The 16436-nt window shown below is 62.0% G+C and carries 14 protein-coding genes; 11 read left to right on the top strand and 3 right to left on the bottom strand.

Annotated elements, in window-relative coordinates; translation table 11 throughout:
• Positions 1-104: 104 nt before the first annotated feature.
• The 6 genes from RE432_RS01290 to RE432_RS01265 all read left to right on the top strand — a co-directional run bounded on the left by RE432_RS01290 (position 105) and on the right by RE432_RS01265 (position 6329).
• The gene (locus tag RE432_RS01290) at positions 105-1082 is read left to right on the top strand and encodes a tripartite tricarboxylate transporter substrate binding protein (protein WP_310931410.1); all 978 of its coding nucleotides are present in this window, start codon (positions 105-107) and stop codon (positions 1080-1082) included.
• A 50-nt stretch (positions 1083-1132) separates the two neighbouring features.
• Positions 1133-2308: an acyl-CoA dehydrogenase family protein gene (locus RE432_RS01285; protein WP_310931409.1), complete on the top strand. Its 1176-nt coding sequence runs from the start codon at positions 1133-1135 to the stop codon at positions 2306-2308.
• A 7-nt stretch (positions 2309-2315) separates the two neighbouring features.
• On the top strand, positions 2316-2729 hold the full coding sequence (gene arfB, locus RE432_RS01280; protein ID WP_310931408.1) for an alternative ribosome rescue aminoacyl-tRNA hydrolase ArfB: 414 nt from the start codon (positions 2316-2318) through the stop codon (positions 2727-2729).
• A gap of 137 nt (positions 2730-2866) precedes the next feature.
• Positions 2867-3667, top strand: a complete 801-nt coding sequence (locus RE432_RS01275) for a citryl-CoA lyase (RefSeq protein ID WP_409079831.1) — start codon at positions 2867-2869, stop codon at positions 3665-3667.
• Positions 3668-3670: 3 nt separating this feature from the next.
• On the top strand, positions 3671-5302 hold the full coding sequence (locus RE432_RS01270; protein ID WP_310931406.1) for an AMP-binding protein: 1632 nt from the start codon (positions 3671-3673) through the stop codon (positions 5300-5302).
• Positions 5303-5345: 43 nt separating this feature from the next.
• On the top strand, positions 5346-6329 hold the full coding sequence (locus tag RE432_RS01265) for a tripartite tricarboxylate transporter substrate binding protein (protein WP_310931405.1): 984 nt from the start codon (positions 5346-5348) through the stop codon (positions 6327-6329).
• 70 nt (positions 6330-6399) lie between these two features.
• On the opposite strand, the gene RE432_RS01260 is transcribed toward RE432_RS01265, so the two are convergent.
• On the bottom strand, positions 6400-7200 hold the full coding sequence (locus RE432_RS01260; protein WP_310931404.1) for an IclR family transcriptional regulator C-terminal domain-containing protein: 801 nt from the start codon (positions 7198-7200) through the stop codon (positions 6400-6402).
• 22 nt (positions 7201-7222) lie between these two features.
• Complete coding sequence (locus RE432_RS01255) at positions 7223-9655, bottom strand: membrane-bound PQQ-dependent dehydrogenase, glucose/quinate/shikimate family (protein WP_310931403.1); 2433 nt, start codon at positions 9653-9655, stop codon at positions 7223-7225.
• A 274-nt stretch (positions 9656-9929) separates the two neighbouring features.
• Here RE432_RS01255 and RE432_RS01250 point away from each other — a divergent pair, with 274 nt between their 5' ends.
• From RE432_RS01250 to RE432_RS01240, 3 genes are read left to right on the top strand one after another with little or no spacing between them, the layout of a single operon-like run.
• The gene (locus RE432_RS01250) at positions 9930-10886 is read left to right on the top strand and encodes a tripartite tricarboxylate transporter substrate-binding protein (RefSeq protein ID WP_310931402.1); all 957 of its coding nucleotides are present in this window, start codon (positions 9930-9932) and stop codon (positions 10884-10886) included.
• Between the two features lie 21 nt (positions 10887-10907).
• Positions 10908-11396: a tripartite tricarboxylate transporter TctB family protein gene (locus RE432_RS01245; protein ID WP_310931401.1), complete on the top strand. Its 489-nt coding sequence runs from the start codon at positions 10908-10910 to the stop codon at positions 11394-11396.
• Positions 11397-12884: a tripartite tricarboxylate transporter permease gene (locus RE432_RS01240; RefSeq protein WP_310931400.1), complete on the top strand. Its 1488-nt coding sequence runs from the start codon at positions 11397-11399 to the stop codon at positions 12882-12884.
• On the opposite strand, the gene RE432_RS01235 is transcribed toward RE432_RS01240, so the two are convergent.
• On the bottom strand, positions 12868-13797 hold the full coding sequence (locus RE432_RS01235; RefSeq protein WP_310931399.1) for a LysR family transcriptional regulator: 930 nt from the start codon (positions 13795-13797) through the stop codon (positions 12868-12870). The two genes, RE432_RS01240 and RE432_RS01235, sit on opposite strands and share 17 nt — an antisense overlap.
• Before the next feature lie 177 nt (positions 13798-13974).
• Between RE432_RS01235 and RE432_RS01230 the strand changes: the two genes are divergently transcribed.
• Complete coding sequence (locus tag RE432_RS01230) at positions 13975-15450, top strand: aldehyde dehydrogenase (protein WP_310931398.1); 1476 nt, start codon at positions 13975-13977, stop codon at positions 15448-15450.
• A gap of 20 nt (positions 15451-15470) precedes the next feature.
• Positions 15471-16424 (top strand): tripartite tricarboxylate transporter substrate binding protein, encoded by a 954-nt coding sequence (locus tag RE432_RS01225; RefSeq protein ID WP_310931397.1) that lies wholly within the window; start codon positions 15471-15473, stop codon positions 16422-16424.
• Positions 16425-16436: the final 12 nt, after the last annotated feature.

Here is a 16436-nt window from a genome sequence, read left to right as displayed (position 1 = left end):
CGTTCCGCGAAAGGCCTGGATTTTGAATTTCCAAAGCCATTAGTCTATAAAGCTAGACTTTAGGTTATTATAGACTGCATTTTCACTTAATGAGGAGACAAAAAATGAAATGTGCAAAATTCAGTGTTGTCGGCGGATGGATGCTGGGCGCCGCCAGTGCCTGCTTGGCGCTGGCGCCGGTTCAGGCGCATGCGCAAAATTTCCCCGCCCAGCCCATTCAACTGGTTGTCGGCTACGGCGCCGGCGGCGGCACCGATATGTGCTTCCGCGCCTTGGCGCTGACCGCCAGCAAGGAGCTTGGGCAATCGATCGTCATCGAAAACAAACCCGGCGCGGGGTCCTCGCTGTCCATTGGCTACATTTCGCGCCAGAAGCCCGATGGCTACAACATTGCGGCCTTGTCTACCGGTGCGGTGCTCAATCAATTCCTGGTGCCCAGCATCGACTATGACGTCATGAAGGATCTGACGCCCATCGCCATGGTGGCCCAGTACCAGGTCGGCTTGCTGGTGCGCGCCGACTCGCCATTGAAAACGCTCGACGACATCATCAAGGCCGCGAAGGAAAAGCCCAATGCCGTCGCCTTCAGTACGGCGGGGGTGGGTACGCCGCAGCACCTGACCATGGAAAAGCTGGGTGAAGAGGTAGGCGTGGAGTGGACGCACGTGCCTTATAAAAGCGGTATCGAAGCCTCCACCGCCCTGGTACGGGGCGATGTCGACGTCATGGCGCAAACGGCCGAATGGGTGCCTTTCGTGCGCGACGGGCGCTTGCGCCTGTTGAATGTGTTCACGGATGCGCGCATGGAAGGCTTTGCCGACGCACCCACCCTGGTGGAAGAGGGCTATGATCTGGTGGCGCCCAGCATCCTGGGGCTGGTCGGGCCCAAGGGAATGGATCCGGCTGTGGTCGCCAAGATCGATACCGCCTTCAAGGCGGCCATTGACACGGACCAGTTTCGCCAATGCACGGACCAGTTCGGCCTGAAGACCGACTACAAGGATGCCGCCGCCTTCACCCAGTACATCCAGCAGACCATCGATAAATGGGCGCCCGTCATCAAGAACCTGGACAGCAAGTAATATGTGGCCTGGATACACCCGCAAAAGCCTGCACGCCTTTGGAATAAATCATGACTCGTGAGTTCAACCACCTGGAGTGGCCCTTCTTTGATGATGCCCATCGCGACCTGGCACGCACGCTGGACCAATGGTGCCAGGACCAGAATCTGTCGGCGCTGGACGATGCCGATGTGTATGCGGCGTGCCGCGACCTAGTGCGGCGCATGGGCCAGGATGGGTGGCTGCGCTATTGCGTTCCTTCAGGCGATGGGGGCGAGCTGGGGGGGCGGCATCCTCAGCTGGACTCCCGTTCCCTGTGCCTGATCCGCGAAACGCTGGGCCGCTATCATGCGCTGGCCGATTTTGCCTTCGCCATGCAGGGCCTGGGTTCGGGGGCGATTTCCCTGGGCGGCAGCGATGCGCTGAAAAAGCGCTATTTGCCCTCGGTTGCCGCAGGAAAGCGTATTGCGGCATTTGCACTGTCCGAGCCCGAAGCGGGTTCGGATGTTGCCGCGCTCAGTTGCGCCGCGCGGGAAGAAGGCGGGGATTATGTGCTGAATGGCCATAAGACATGGATATCCAACGGCGGCCTGGCCGATTTCTACTGCGTGTTTGTGCGAACCGACGCCGATGCCGGGTCGCGCGGCATCAGCGCGTTCGTGGTGGATGCCGACACCCCGGGGCTTGAAATCCAAGAAAAGATCGACGTGATGTCCCCCCATCCCTTGGCGCTGCTGCGCTTTGACCAGTGCCGCGTGCCGGCGTCGAACATGCTGGGCGAACTGAACCAGGGGTTCAAGCTGGCCATGAGGACGCTTGATGTGTTCCGGTGCTCGGTCGCTGCGGCGGCCCTGGGTTTTGCGCGCCGCGCGCTGGACGAAGGGCTGGGGCACGCGCGCCGGCGCAAGATGTTCGGGCAGACGCTGGCGGACTTCCAGCTTACGCAGGCGGCCTTCGGCGATATCGCCGCCGAGATCGACCAGAGCGCACTGCTCACTTACCGGGCGGCCTGGGTGCGCGATGTCGCCGGCCGCTCTTCGACATCCGAAACCGCCATGGCCAAGATGATCTCGACCGAGTCCGCGCAATGGGTGATCGACCGCGTGCTGCAGATGTTCGGCGGCCAGGGCGTCGTGACCAACACGCCTATCGAGCGCCTGTACCGCGATATCCGCGCGCTGCGTATTTACGAAGGCGCAACGGAAGTACAGAAGCTGATCATTGCGCGAGAGCTGCTGAAGGGGTAAACCGCCGGTGACGCCTATTTCCACGGTACCCGTCCTGGAAGACGAAATCGTCTTCACGGCCGTGCGGGCCCAGGGCGCGGGCGGCCAGAACGTCAACAAGGTATCGAGCGCCATACACCTGCGGTTCTCGATTCCCGATTCCTCGCTGCCGGAGGCCATCAAGGAACGGCTGTTGGCCCTGAGGGACCAACGTATCACTGACGAAGGCGTTGTGGTCATCAAGGCGCAGAACAGCCGCAGCCAGGAACAGAACAAGGCCGATGCCATGGCCCGCCTGCAGGCTTTGGTCGATAGCGTCGCCGTCCCGCCCAAACGCCGCAAGCCCACCCGGCCCACCTTGGGTTCGCAGCGCCGGCGCCTAGAAGGCAAGGCTGTCCGCGCGCACGTAAAGCGCCTGCGCTCGCGGGTAGACAGCGTTTAAGAAGTAACCCTAGCTTGACACAACCCTGCATCTACTCCGATACTTCATTTGCGTATAACGAAAAAACTTTCGCATAACGAAAATAATTCATGCCCTGGCCTTCGCGGGAAAGGGAATGAAAGGAGTCTCAAGTGGCAGTGTTGCAGAACAAGCCGGTGGGTTTTACATCCATCGCTAAAGTCGAGGCCGACCGGGTGACGATCCGCGGCAAGGACCTTTGCTCGGAACTGATCGGGAAGACATCGTTCACCTGGTATTTCCTGTTCCTGATCACGGGCAAAGAACCCTCGCCCAATCTCGTAGCCCTTGCCGACGCCAGCCTTGTCGCCATCGCCGAGCATGGCTTCGTGCCCTCGGTCCAGGCAGCGCGCATGACGTACGCGGCCGCGCCCGATGCCATTCAGGGGGCTGTCGCGGCGGGGCTGCTGGGTTGCGGATCGGTGATCTTGGGGGCTTCCGAGACCGCAGGCCATTTGCTGCGCGAAGTCATTGACCGCTCCGCAAGCAAGCCGTGTTCGTACGACGAGGCGGCCAGTGAAATCCTGCAGGCGCTGCGCGCGTCAAAGTCTCCTGTTCCCGGTTTCGGGCACCCCATTCACCGCAACGAGGATCCGCGCGCCACGCAACTGCTGCATACTGCGGCGGAACTCGGGGCGGCCGGGGAACACGTACAGGCTTTGGACGCATTGGCCCGGAATATGGAAGCATCGTTCGGCCGATTCCTGCCGATGAATGTCTCAGCCGCGATTCCGGCCGTGCTGTTGGACGCGGGCTTTCCCTTGGCGGCCCTGCGCGGCGTACCGCTGGTCGCTCGCACCGGGTCGCTGGTTGCGCATTTGCTGGAAGAAGGAAGGTCTCCGCTAGGCTTCAGGATGGCGGCAAGCGCCGACGCCATGGTCGAGTACGTTGAAGCGGGCCCAGGCCTGCAAGGGAAGTAAGCCATGAAGACGGCTGACAAGGCGGCACTGCTTGCGCCCGACGACGTGGTGGCGCAATACCCGCCGCACTCATACACACTGCCCAGCCTGCTGGCCAGCCGGGTTCGCCTGCTGCCGGATAAACCATTCATGGTGTTCGACGATCAGTGCAGGACCTATGCGCAATTTGCCGCCGACGTCGAGCACGCGGCACGATGGCTGAGCGCCCGGGGGGTAGGCCAGAGGGATCGCGTCGCGGTCTTTTCCGGAAATCACCCCTCCACGGTAACGATACTTTTTGCATTGGCCCATGTGGGCGCCATCATGGTGCCCATCAATCCCGCCTTCGGTGTCGCGGAAGCCCGGTATGTGCTGCAGGATGCCCGTGTGCAAGGCGTGGTGTGCGCCACGGAAACGCTGGAGATCGCCCAGAGGGCATGCAGGGACATTGAGTCCGCGCCCTGGCTTGTTCAGAACGAGGCCGGCGCCGATCGAAAACTGCCTTGCCTGCAGGATGAAATCGCCGAAGCAACGGGGCCAGTGCCTCCTGCCGTGGCAACGCCGGAAGCCACCTGCGTATTCATCTATACATCGGGCACCACCGGGTCGCCCAAGGGGGCGATGCACAGCCAACAGGGCTATGTGATTACGGCGGAAGCTTTTGTGGTGCGCCTGTTTCTTCAGCCAGATGACCGCGTACTGTGCGTGCTGCCGCTGTTTCATATCAATGCGCTGTTCTACTCGGTAGGAGGGGCGCTGGCGGCGGGAGCGACCTTGATGCTGGCGCGGCGATTCTCCGCCGGCAGCTTCTGGACGACGGTTCAGCACAGCGGCGCGACCACGGTCAACCTGATCGGCGCGGCGGCATCGATTCTCTCCAAGCGGGATCGGTCCGAGTTCCGCACAGGGCACCGGATGACCAAGGCGTTCATTGCGCCGCTCGATGCATCCCTGGTCAGAACGTTCAAAGACGAATTCAATGTCGGCACATTGATAGAGTGTTACGGCATGACTGAAATTCCCGGCGTGCTGTCCAATCCCTTCCTGGGGCCGCATAAGCTGGGCAGCATGGGGGTGGTTTGCCGCCATCTTGCATCGCACCTGCCGCAACCCGAAGTGCGGATTGTCGATGAGCGCTTCCGCGACGTGGCGATAGGGGAAAAAGGGCAGTTGCTGGTTAAAACCCCAACGCTCATGCAGGGCTACTACCGAGACCCCGAGCGCACGGCAAGCGCGTTTCACGACGGGTGGTTCATGACGGGCGATATCGCCTGGCAGGATGAGGATGGCTTCCTGTGGTTTGTCGCGCGCCAGAAAGACATTATCCGGCGCCGCGGCGAGAACATATCCGGCGCCGAGATAGACCGCGTCATCAGCGCGCATCCGTCCGTACTGGAAGCCGCGGCAATCGGGGTGCCGTCCGAGCTTGGCGAAGAAGACATCCTGGCGGTGGTGGTGCCGCGCCCGGGCAAAAGCATGGCCAAGCAAGAGATCGAGCAATGGGTAGGGCAGCACCTGAGCACCGTCAAGATACCGCGCTATGTTGTGTTCGTGGAAGAGTTGCCGAAGACGGCTACGCAGCGGATCGAGAAGTTCAAGCTCAAGCAGGACCCCGATTTACTCGCGCGTGCGAAGGCATCCGCGGCAGGGGCATAACGAGAACGGCGATTGGCGCCAATCCAAGGATAAGGAGACAGACATGAGTGGATTCAAGCTTTTTACCCGGCTATTGGTTTCTGCGGCGGTCGGCGGCGCGATGCTTGCGGGGCCTGCCCAAGCACAGGACTACCCGACGAAACCGATACGGGTTGTTGTGCCGTACGCGCCGGGCGGGGCCACGGATATACTGGCCAGGCTGGTCGGCAAAGAACTGTCGGAAGCGACGGGACAAGCAGTGGTGGTCGAGAATAAATCCGGCGGGAACACCGGCATTGGCGCCTCGACGGTCGCCCGCGCCGAGCCGGATGGCTACACTTTGTTGTTCACCAATGATGCCACCTTTGTCCTGAACCCCGCGCTCTTCAAGACGCTGTCTTACGATATTGAAAAGGAGCTGACGCCGGTAGGTACTATCTGCTACCTGAACCTGGGCTTGGTGGTGTCCACCGCCACGCCTGCGTCCAGCATGAAGGAGTTTGCCGAGTACACCCAGAAGAATCCCGGCAAATTCGCTTATGGCTCTTTCGGCGTCGGAAGCCACCCCCATCTGATGGGCGAGGTCTACAAGAAGGCGGCCAATTCGGACATCACGCACGTTCCCTACAAGGGCTCTTCGCCGGCTGTCGTGGATGTGGTGGGCGGGCAAGTGCTGTTTACCTTTCCGGCATTGGCCACCATACAGGGGCATATCAAGGCGGATCGCGTAAAAGTCCTGGCCATCTCCGGCGAAGAGCGTTCACCCTTGCTGCCTGATGTGCCCACCTTTACCGAAGCGGGCTACCCCGACCTGAATATCGGCGGCTGGTACGGTTTCTTTGCGCCGAAAGACACTCCTGAAAAAATCGTCATGCAGCTCAACGAAACATTGGCCAAGCTTCTTGAAAATCCAACCTTCGTCGATGCCCTGGTGGCGCAAGGGACGGTTCCCCTGAAGATGACGCCGGATCAGATGACGGAAAGAATGAAAGTGGAAAGCGACCGCACCAAGGCGATTGCGCAGATGGCCAATATCACGGTCGACTGATCAGCCGCCCGGCATGTACAAAGCGCCCGCGTTTCAGCACCGACATCCGCGGGCGCAATGCATTGGGGCGTCAGGGCAGGACCGACCGCGACAGGGTGGGAAAGCGCGTGAGCTGCCTGGAAATCTGGTCCGAGGCGCGCAGGAGCGCGGGCAGACGAGTCTGCACCAGGGTGTCGCGGTCGACCCGGGTGGAATCGGCGGAACAGTTGATCGCGGCGATGACGCGCCCATCCTTGTCGCGTATCGGTACTGCCAGGGCGATGGTGCCATAGGCGATCGCGTCCTGCGCAATGGCATAGCCGTTTTCCCTGGCCTGTTCGCAGAGCCTCAATATTTGCGTGGCTGTCACAGGCGTCTTGTCGGTGAAGGCCGGAAAGGGGGCTTGTTCCAGATAAGCCGCGAGCTGGGCTTCCGGCAGGTGGCTCAGCAATAGATAGCCGGTCGAAGCGCTGTGGGCGGGCATTCTTGCCCCCACGTGCTGGCGCAAGCGGGCCGGGCGGTTGCTGGGAATATGCAATATATAGACGACATCATTGCCGTCCAGCGTCGTCAAGGAAGAGGCGTCGTGAAACGTGTCGACCAGTTCCTGCAAATAAATCTGCGCCACTTCGTTCAGGTTCATGGACTCAACGAATGCGGACCCCAGTTGCAAGACACGGGCGGTCAGCACGAAGCGGCGGGCATGCTGCCGGACATAGCCCAGTTCGACCAGGGTAAGCAAAGAGCGGCGCACCGTTGCGGGGCTCAGGCCCGTTCGCGCCGAAATTTCGCTGAGCGTCATTTCGGGCGTGGCGCTCGAGAATGCCTGGATGACGCTCAGCCCCCGTGCCAGGGCGGTGACGAACTCCGGACCATGTTCTTTGTTGTTCATGCTCGAATTATACGAAGTACGTTCATTTCCCCCGCAAGGCGTAGGCAATGACGTAGTCGCCGCGATCCGGTGATTGGCGTGCGCCGCCGGCCGAGATCACCACATACTGCTTGCCCGTCTTGGGCGATTTGTACGTGATGGGCCCGCCTTGGCTGCCCACGGGCAGGCGTTGTTTCCAGACTTCCTTGCCGCTGGCCGTGTCGAAGGCGCGCAGGTAGTAGTCCTGGGTGCCGGCGAAGAACAGCAGGCCGCCCTGGGTGGCCAGCGAGGCGCCCAGCGTGGGCATGCCCACTTCGAACGGCAACTGCATCTTGATGCCCATCGGGCCGGTGTCCTGCACGGTGCCCACGGGCACTTCCCAGGCGATTTTCTGGGTCTTCAGGTCGATGGCGGTCATGGTGCCGAAGGGCGGTTTTTGGCAAGGTATGCCCAGCGGCGACAAGAAGCGGTCCTTGATGACGGCATAGGGCGTGCCGCCCAGCGGTACTTGGCCCATGCCGGTGTTGGGCGCTTCGCCGCCGTCGGAGATCTGGCCGCCGGCCTGTTGCGGCATCATGCGCACCCACAGCCCCAGGCGCATGTCGTTCACGAAAATCAGATCGTTATTGGGATCGTGCGAAATGCCGCCCCAGTTCATGCCGCCCAGCGAACCGGGATAAGACAGGGAAACGTCCGTGTCCGGCGCGGTGAACAAGCCTTCATAGCGCATGGCCTTGAAGTCGATGCGGCACAGCAACTGGTCGAACAGCGTTGCGCCCCACATATCGGCTTCCGTCAGCGTCTGTGTGCCGATCTGCGGCATGCCTACCGAAACCGGTTGAGTCTTGGCGTAGTCTTCGCCGGGAATGCCGGCGGGCAGGACATCGCGCTCTTCCACCGGCGTCAGCGGCTGGCCGGTCTGGCGGTCCAGCACGAAAATCTGGCCCGCTTTGGTCGCCACCACCACGGCGGCTACTTTGCCGCCCGGGATGGGAAAGTCGATCAGCGCAGGCGCCATGGGTACGTCAAAGTCCCACAGGTCGTTGCGCACGGTCTGGTAGAGCCATTTTTCCTTGCCGGTGGAGGCATCCAGCGCCAGCACCGATGCGCCGTATTTCTTGTCCAGGGCCGTGCGCGTCACGCCGTACAGGTCCACCGAGGCCGATCCCACAGGCAAGAACACCGTATTCATGGCCGGATCGTAGGAGATGCCCGCCCATACATTTGGGGTAGAGCGCTGAAACGCCCCATCATCCGCCAAAGGCGCGTTGGGGTCATCCATGCCGGGATCGAAGTGCCAGCGCATCTGCCCGGTGATGACGTCGAAGCCGCGCACGACGCCGCCAGGCATGTCTACCTGCACGTTGTCCGCCACACGGCCGCCCACCACGATGGTGGTGCCGGCTACGGTCGGGGCCGCAGTCATGGTGTAGTAGGCTTTGTTGGCGATGGCGCCCATGCCGGCTTTCAGGTCCACTATGCCATGGTCGCCGAATTCGCCGCACATCTCGCCGTTATCGGAGTTGATCGCCACCAGGCGCGCATCGATCGTGTTCATCAGTACCCGGCGCTGGCAGCTATCGGCTGCGGGCAAGGTCACCGGCGTAACAGGGCTTGAGCCCGGCGCGGTGGGCTGGACCACAGGCGCGTTCGCGTCGAAATACGCCAGGCCGCGGCAACGTTCCCACACCCCGCCCACGCCGGCATTGAAGTCGCGCCGCCACAACTGCTTGCCGCTATCGACATCCAAGGCGATCACATTGTTCTTGGGCGTGCACAGAAACAGCTTGTCGCCGATCTGCATGGGCGTCAGCTGGTCTTCGGCGCCAGCGCCTGTCGATTCCGGGATATCGCCCGTCTGGAATACCCATGCCTGCGCAAGTTGATCGACATTGGCGACATTGATCTGGTCCAGCGCGGCAAAGCGGCCGGTACCGGCGTCATTGCCATAGTGGGCCCAGTTCTTTTGCTCCTGGTCCGGCGCAACCGGCACGGACTGGGCGGCTGGCGCCGTGGCGACCACCTCGGGGTGCTTGATGAACATCGACCCAAAACCGGCCAGGCCCAGCAGGCCCAGTACGATCCCGGCGATGACGCCGGTCTTGCCGGAGGCGCGGCTGCCGTCCGTCTTGCGCAGCAAAGGCAAGGTGAAAGCCACCACGCAGGCCAGGAAAGTCATGGCCAGCAAGCGCGAGATCAGCCCCCAGTATTCCAGGCCGACGTCGTACAGCGCCCACAGGACCGTGCCGGCGAAGCTTGCCAGGAACAGCCAGGCGCCCGCGCTGCGGCCGAGTGCCACCTGTATGGAGGAGGCAATGATGACAACACCGGCGATCAGAAAATACCGGCTGCCGCCGCGTGCGATGAGCAGCGCTCCGCCGATGGCCAGGAACAGGCCTGCGGCAAGCAGGCCCAGTGCCAGCAGGTATAGCCAGATTCGGCCCAGGCCTGGATCGATTTTTGGAGTGGCGCTCAAAAGGTGCTCCTGTTGAAAACGGCGGGCGGTCGCCGGCAAGTATTCACTGCCCATGCAGCGCATGGATGAGCCTTGATGATACGCCGCGCGGTCCTCTTTTGCAGTAGCCGCTAGCGTAGCGGCCCGGCCCGGCCTGCGGCGCCGCATAGGCCATACTCCCATGCATGAGGCCTCAAGGGGATAAACGCATTGACAGCCGATAGGCACCGGCTTACTCTGCCTGCTGACTTGCTCCAGAATGACGGGCAAACAGAAAGAACGCGAGGAGACCGGAATGAAAGTCAAACAGTTACTGAAATCACTGACCGTGATGGCGGCGTTGTGCATGGGCTCGGCGCACGCGCAGGTCAGCGTGATGCTGCCGGCCAATCCAGGCGGCGGCTGGGATTCCACTGGGCGCCAGGCGTTTCAGGCGATGAATCAGGCAGGCATCTACACGGGCACCGTGAATTTTTCCAATAAAGGCGGCGCGGGCGGCACCATAGGCTTGTCCGATTTCCAGCGCGCGCAGAAAGGCAAGCCCGACGCACTGGCGGTATTCGGGGCCATCACGGTGGGCGCCATCACACTGAACAGCTCGCCCGTCGACCTGAGCAAGTTCAAACCGGTTGCACGCCTGACCGCCGAATACCTGGTCCTTGCGGTCAAGGCGGACTCCCCCTATAAAACCCTGGATGATTTCGTCGCTTCGCTCAAGAGCGATCCCGGCGCCACCGCCGTTGGCGGCGGGTCGGCCGGCGGCGTCGACCACATTGCCTTGGCCTTGCTGGCGCAAAGCGCCGGCGTGCCTGTGCCGAAGCTGAACTATATTCCCCAGGCCGGCGGCGCGGACACCGTCATCGGCATCATCAACGGAACACTCAAGGCCGGTATCTCGGGCATTTCCGAGTTCCAGCAATTTGCCCAGGAAGGCCGTATACGCATATTGGGCATCACCACGGCCGAGCGCATGAAAGGCCTGGACGACATTCCCACGTTCAAAGAGGCTGGGTACGACGTGGAAATCGCGAACTGGCGCGGGATCCTGGGCTCCATCGACATGCCAGAGGCCAACCACAAGGAATGGGTGGAACGTTTTACCAAACTGAGCGAAAGCAAAGAATGGCAGGCCGTGCTCGATAAGCAGGGCTGGGATGCCTATTTCCTGCCGGGCGATGCTTTCGGTGAATTCATCCAGAGTGAAAGCAGCCGCATCAACCAGATTCTTAAAGACGCAGGCCTGGCCAAGTAATCACGCGCTCAGGGCTCAGAAATGTCGATGACCTTGTTGCGCAAGGGTCCCTGGTGGCTGGGGCTGGCCGTGATGTTCATGGGGGCGGTCTGCTTTTATGCCTCCACCGAGCTGGCCGCAACCGCACAGTATGCGGCCATTGGCCCCGGTATGTTTGTGGCCGGCGTCGGCTTCGGCTTGATCGGGCTGGGCGTGCTGCTGCTGATCCAGATCGCGCGCGGCGAAGTCTTCGAGCCCGAAGAGGCCGAGCATGCCGTGCCGGGCCAGGCCATGGACAAGCGGGCTTTCTTTACCGCCCTGCTGGCGGCCGTACTGCCCGCCCTGACCATCGAAGTGCTGGGGCTGCCGGTCACCGCCATGTTGTCGTTCATGCTGGTGGCGCGTGCGTTTGGTTCCAAGCGTCTTGTGTCCGATCTGGCCGTCGGGTTTGTGCTGGCCAGCCTGTGCTGGTTCATGTTCGGCTGGCTGGGTCTGCAGTTGGGCGGCTTCTTTCCCTTGGCGGGCTTCTAAATGGATACCCTGGCGCTGCTGCTGCATGGCTTTGAGGTTGCGCTGACGCCCAGCAACCTGATGTGGGCTCTGGTCGGGTCGATATTGGGAACCGCCATCGGCATTCTTCCCGGCATCGGGCCTGCGCTGACCATCGCCCTGTTATTGCCCGTCACGGTATCGGTGGGGCCGGTATCGGCCTTCATCATGTTCGCCGGGGTCTTGTACGGCGCCATGTACGGCGGGTCGACAACCTCCATCCTGATCAACACCCCCGGCGAGGCCGGTTCGATGATGACCGCGCTCGAGGGCAATAAAATGGCGCGGGCGGGCCGTGGCGCGGCGGCGCTGGCCACCGCGGCGATCGGCTCTTTTGTCGCCGGGACCATTGCCACCCTGCTGCTGACGTTTGCCGCGCCGGTGGTGGCGGAACTGGCGTTCCTGCTCAAGCCCGCCGATTACTTCGCGCTGACCGTTCTGGCCTTCACATCGGTGGCGGTCGTCATGGGCGCATCGCGGGTGCGCGGGTTTGTCTCCCTGTTCATCGGGCTGGCGCTGGGCGTGATCGGCATCGATGCCATGACCGGGCAGCCGCGCATGACATTCGGCATTGCGGCGCTGCTGGATGGCGTCGAATTGACCGTGGTGCTGGTGTCCTTGTTCGCGGTGGGCGAAATTCTGTATGTAGCCAGCCGCTACTCATACGGGCAGGACGAGATTGTTGCCATCAAGGGCAAGGCCTTCATGACGCGCGATGACTGGCGCCGTTCCTGGAAACCCTGGCTGCGCGGTACGGCCATCGGCTTTCCGATAGGCACCATCCCGGGGGGCGGGTCTGAAATTCCGACCATGCTGTCCTATACGCTCGAGAAAAAACTGTCGCGACACAAGGATGAGTTCGGTAAAGGGGCGATCGAGGGCGTGGCGGGGCCGGAGGCCGCCAACAATGCCTCGGCCGCCGGCATTCTGGTGCCGCTGCTTACACTCGGGCTGCCCACGTCCGCCACGGCGGCCATCTTGCTGGCGGCATTCCAGAACTACGGCCTGCAGCCCGGCCCCTTCCTGTTTACCAGCAATCCGGAACTGGTCTGGGGGCTGATCGCGTCCCTGTATATCGGCAATGCCATGCTGCTGGTCTTGAACCTGCCTTTGGTCGGCATATGGGTGAAGCTGCTGCAGATCCCCCGGCCGCAGTTGTATGCCGGCATCCTGGTCTTCGCCCTGATGGGCATCTGGGGCGTATCGGGTTCGGTATTCGAACTGGGGCTGATGGCCGCGCTGGGCGTGGTGGGCTATGTGATGCGGGTCTACGGGTTCCCCATTCCCCCGCTGCTGATCGGCGTGATCCTGGTGCCGCTGGCTGAAAACCAGCTCAGAACCGCTTTGGCGTCGGGCCAGGGCCGGGTGTCCGTCCTGTTCGAGACGCCCATTTCGATCACCTTCCTGGCGCTGGCCTTCCTGTTCCTGTTCTTGCCGGTGTTGCTGAAGCGGGTCAAGAAGGGGGGCTGATCCCGCCGCCCGCCTGCATGGCCGCCACCACTTCCTTCACTTTCTGAATGAAGGCGCGGCTGGCCGGCGAAAGGTGACGATCGCGCCGGTACAGAAGGCCGATACGGCGTTGCGCCGTGGCGTCGTTGATGGGTTTGTATTGCAGCGTCGCCATGGGCAGTGTGTTGAGCGGGAGTTTCGGCAGTACGGCAATGCCCAGGCCCTGCTTGACCAGCACCACTGCGGTGGTCATGTGCGTAATGTCATAGTGCAGCAAGGTGGGGGGTGACTCTGCCCGGACGGCTTTGTCGAACTGGCTGCGCGCGCTGGACCCCGGGGAAAGCAGGACCAGCTCATAGTCGAGCAAGTCTTTCCATGTGACGGCATCCAGGCGGCTGATGGGGTGTCCGGGCGGGAAAACGACGCAGAAGGTGTCATCCACCAGCGGCTCGAATGTCATGTCGGACATCTCGTCCAGCCGTGTGGCCAGCGCAAACTCCACCTGATTGGTGCGCAGCATATTGATCAATTCTTCGTTGTAGGCCTCCATCACCCTGGCCTCCAGGCCGGGGTACTGGTTGCGCAGTGCCGCCAAGGCAGGCGGCACCAGCGTCAGCGAGGCGGATGGCAGGGCCCCCACGACGGCCAGGCCGCGGCGCGCCGCGGCCAAATCGCTCATGCTGCGATAAGCCTCTTCCAGGTCGGCGATCGGGCGCTGGATGCGATCGCGCAGTTCGGCGCCGGCGGCGGTCAGTGTAATGGTTCGGGTGTTTCGCTCGAACAGTTTCAGATCCAGAACATTTTCCAGATCCTGAATGAGCGCCGTGAACGAAGGCTGGGTGACGCCAAGGCGGTTTGCCCCCATCGTGAACGACCCGGTTTCGACGGCATAGAGAAAGGCCTTAAGGGGCCGATATTTAATGTTGAGCGCCATAATAATGAAAGGGAGCAAAGCCTTGCGGTAAGACGCCTGGCCTATGTCGGCATGAAGTCAGTCGGCCGATATATAGTCAAAAGCTAATAGTAAGACATAAATTTCGATTTGTTTCTATAAATAGTATCCGGCACCATAGCGTTCACTCAAGACAAGTTCCACGGAGACGCTTCAATCATGGTTGCCCAGACCGTCAAACCCTTTCGAATCGGAAGCATTGTGCGCGACGATGCCGGCGCGGCCGGTGTCATTACGTCGATCAACCCAGCCGATGGCAGCATTGCCGGGCAAGTGGTGCGCGCCACGCCGGAAGATGTCGACACCGCCGTCAACGTGGCATGGGATGCCTTCCGCAACAAGCCTTGGCGCCGCCTGCGGCCCGACCAGCGCGCCACAGTGCTGTATGAAATCGGCCGCCGGATTTCCGCCGAGCGCGACCGGCTTGCCCATTTGCAGATGCTCGATAGCGGCAAGCCGCTGAAAGAATGCATCAATATGGTGAATGCCGCCGCCGGGCACTTCCGCTACTACGCAGCCGTATGCGAGACCTGGCAAGACGAAGTGACGTCGCCGCGCGGCGAGTACTTTTCGATGGCGCTGGCCGAGCCTTACGGCGTGGTGGCATGTATCACGCCGTGGAACTCACCCATCATGAACGAAGCGCAAAAGGCCGCGCCGGCGCTGGCTGCGGGCAATGCCGTGCTGATCAAGCCTTCGGAAGAAACCCCTCAACTGGCGCTGGAGCTGGTGCGCATCTGCACCGAAGCGGGGCTGCCCGAAGGTCTGCTGATCGCCTTGCCCGGCCTGGGCGAGGATGTCGGCGCGGCGCTGGTGAAGCATCCGGGCGTGCGGATGGTATCGTTCACCGGCGGCACGGAAACCGGCCGCGCAATTGGCGCGATCGCCGGACAGCGGCTGATTCCGGTCGGCCTGGAACTGGGCGGAAAATCGCCGCATATCGTGTTTGACGATGCCGACCTGGACCGCGCAGTGGCGGGCGTCATGTCGGGCATTTTCGGTTCAGCGGGACAAAGCTGCGTGGCCGGCTCCAGGCTGTTCGTGCAAAAGTCCGTCTATGGCAAAGTGCTGGATGCGCTGGTCGAGCGCTCGAAAGGGCTGCGTGTGCGTTTGCCTGATGATCCCGAGGTACAGATGGGACCGCTGGTGTCCACCGGGCACCGCCAGAAAGTCGCGGACTGCGTGGATCTTGCGCGCAGCGAAGGCGGGCAGGTGCTGGTGGGCGGTTACGCACCGCAGGAGCAGCCGCTGGATCAGGGCATGTTCTATATGCCTACGATTATCGATGGCCTGACGAACGCATCGCGCAGCGCCCAGGAAGAAATCTTCGGGCCCGTCCTGGTCGCCATGCCCTTCGAGGACGATGCCGACGTCGTGGCCCAGGCGAACGACACCGTGTTTGGCTTGGCCGCCGGCATGTGGACCGGCGACTATGCCCGGGCCTGGCGTGTCGCGCGCGAGATCGAGGCCGGCTCGGTCTGGATCAACACGTACAAGCAATCCCATATTGCGACGCCTTTCGGCGGGTTCAAGGATAGCGGCATCGGCCGCGAAAAAGGTTTGCACGGCTTGCGGCTGTATAGCCAGGTCAAGAGTGTATTTTTTGGCATGCACGAAAAGAGCATGTCGCTGTAATAACAGAAACGGAGAGACGGATGAACTTCAAACAATGCTTTACCGCGGCGGTATTTGGCGTGGCGCTGGCCGCATCGGGCAGCGCTTTCGCCTGGCCCGACCGGCCTATCGAGCTGATTGTCGGCTTTGCCCCCGGCGGCGGCACCGACCTGACTGCACGCACTCTGGCCAAGTATCTTGAGCAAGATCTGGGGCAGACCGTAACGGTGATCAACAAGCCCGGCGCGTCGGGCGCCATCGGGCTGGCCTACGTCGGGCGTGCCAAGCCTGACGGCTACACGCTGGCCATGACGAACATGCCCGGCCTGGTCAGCCTGCCGATCGAGCGCAAGGCGGGTTTCACGCTGGACAGCTTCACCTACCTGGCCAACCTGGTTCGCGACCCCAGCGCGTTCAGTGTCAAGCTGGACTCGCCCTACAAGTCGATGAAAGATCTGATCGCCGAAGCGGGCAAAGAAGCCGAGGCCATCAGCTATGGCTCCACCGGGGTGGGCACGGACGATCACTTGGCGCTTGTGCTGTTCGAGCAGGCCACGGGCGTGCAGTTGAATCACGTGCCGTTCAACGGCGCCGGCCCCTTGCGCAACGCCTTGCTGGGCGGGCATACCGATGTGGGCGGCATGAATCTGGGCGAAGCCATGCCTTATAACGGCGAGGTTGTGCGTATTCTGGGCCAGGCCAGCGAGAAGCGTTCGCCGCTTGCGCCGGACGTGCCCACCTTCAAAGAACAGGGCATTGACCTGGTTTTTGCATCGGAGCGCGGCGTGGTCGCCCCCAAGGGCCTGCCGGAAGAGGTCTCGGCTCGTCTGCGCGAAGCACTCAAGAAAGTGGCGGCAGAGCCGGAATTCCAGCAGCACATGCAGCAGCAGTTCACCGAAATGGATTACCTGGATGGCGATGCATGGCTTGCCCGCCTGAAGGAATCGGATGAGCGGTTCCGCAAACTGTGGGCCGAACAGCCCTGGACCGAGTAAGCAATAGGAACG

It is taken from the genome of Pusillimonas sp. SM2304, from assembly GCF_031628915.1.
Lineage (GTDB): Bacteria > Pseudomonadota > Gammaproteobacteria > Burkholderiales > Burkholderiaceae_B > Pusillimonas_C.
This window is presented reverse-complemented; position numbering and strand designations above follow the sequence as displayed.

What these genes read in the sequence shown, in the direction of transcription:
- RE432_RS01290 (WP_310931410.1), top strand. Translation starts at nt 105, where the DNA reads ATGAAATGTGCAAAATTCAGTGTTGTCGGCGGATGGATGCTGGGCGCC.
- RE432_RS01285 (WP_310931409.1), top strand. Translation starts at nt 1,133, where the DNA reads ATGACTCGTGAGTTCAACCACCTGGAGTGGCCCTTCTTTGATGATGCC.
- RE432_RS01270 (WP_310931406.1), top strand. Translation starts at nt 3,671, where the DNA reads ATGAAGACGGCTGACAAGGCGGCACTGCTTGCGCCCGACGACGTGGTG.
- RE432_RS01265 (WP_310931405.1), top strand. Translation starts at nt 5,346, where the DNA reads ATGAGTGGATTCAAGCTTTTTACCCGGCTATTGGTTTCTGCGGCGGTC.
- RE432_RS01260 (WP_310931404.1), bottom strand. Translation starts at nt 7,200, where the DNA reads ATGAACAACAAAGAACATGGTCCGGAGTTCGTCACCGCCCTGGCACGG.
- RE432_RS01250 (WP_310931402.1), top strand. Translation starts at nt 9,930, where the DNA reads ATGAAAGTCAAACAGTTACTGAAATCACTGACCGTGATGGCGGCGTTG.
- RE432_RS01245 (WP_310931401.1), top strand. Translation starts at nt 10,908, where the DNA reads ATGTCGATGACCTTGTTGCGCAAGGGTCCCTGGTGGCTGGGGCTGGCC.
- RE432_RS01240 (WP_310931400.1), top strand. Translation starts at nt 11,397, where the DNA reads ATGGATACCCTGGCGCTGCTGCTGCATGGCTTTGAGGTTGCGCTGACG.
- RE432_RS01235 (WP_310931399.1), bottom strand. Translation starts at nt 13,797, where the DNA reads ATGGCGCTCAACATTAAATATCGGCCCCTTAAGGCCTTTCTCTATGCC.
- RE432_RS01230 (WP_310931398.1), top strand. Translation starts at nt 13,975, where the DNA reads ATGGTTGCCCAGACCGTCAAACCCTTTCGAATCGGAAGCATTGTGCGC.
- RE432_RS01225 (WP_310931397.1), top strand. Translation starts at nt 15,471, where the DNA reads ATGAACTTCAAACAATGCTTTACCGCGGCGGTATTTGGCGTGGCGCTG.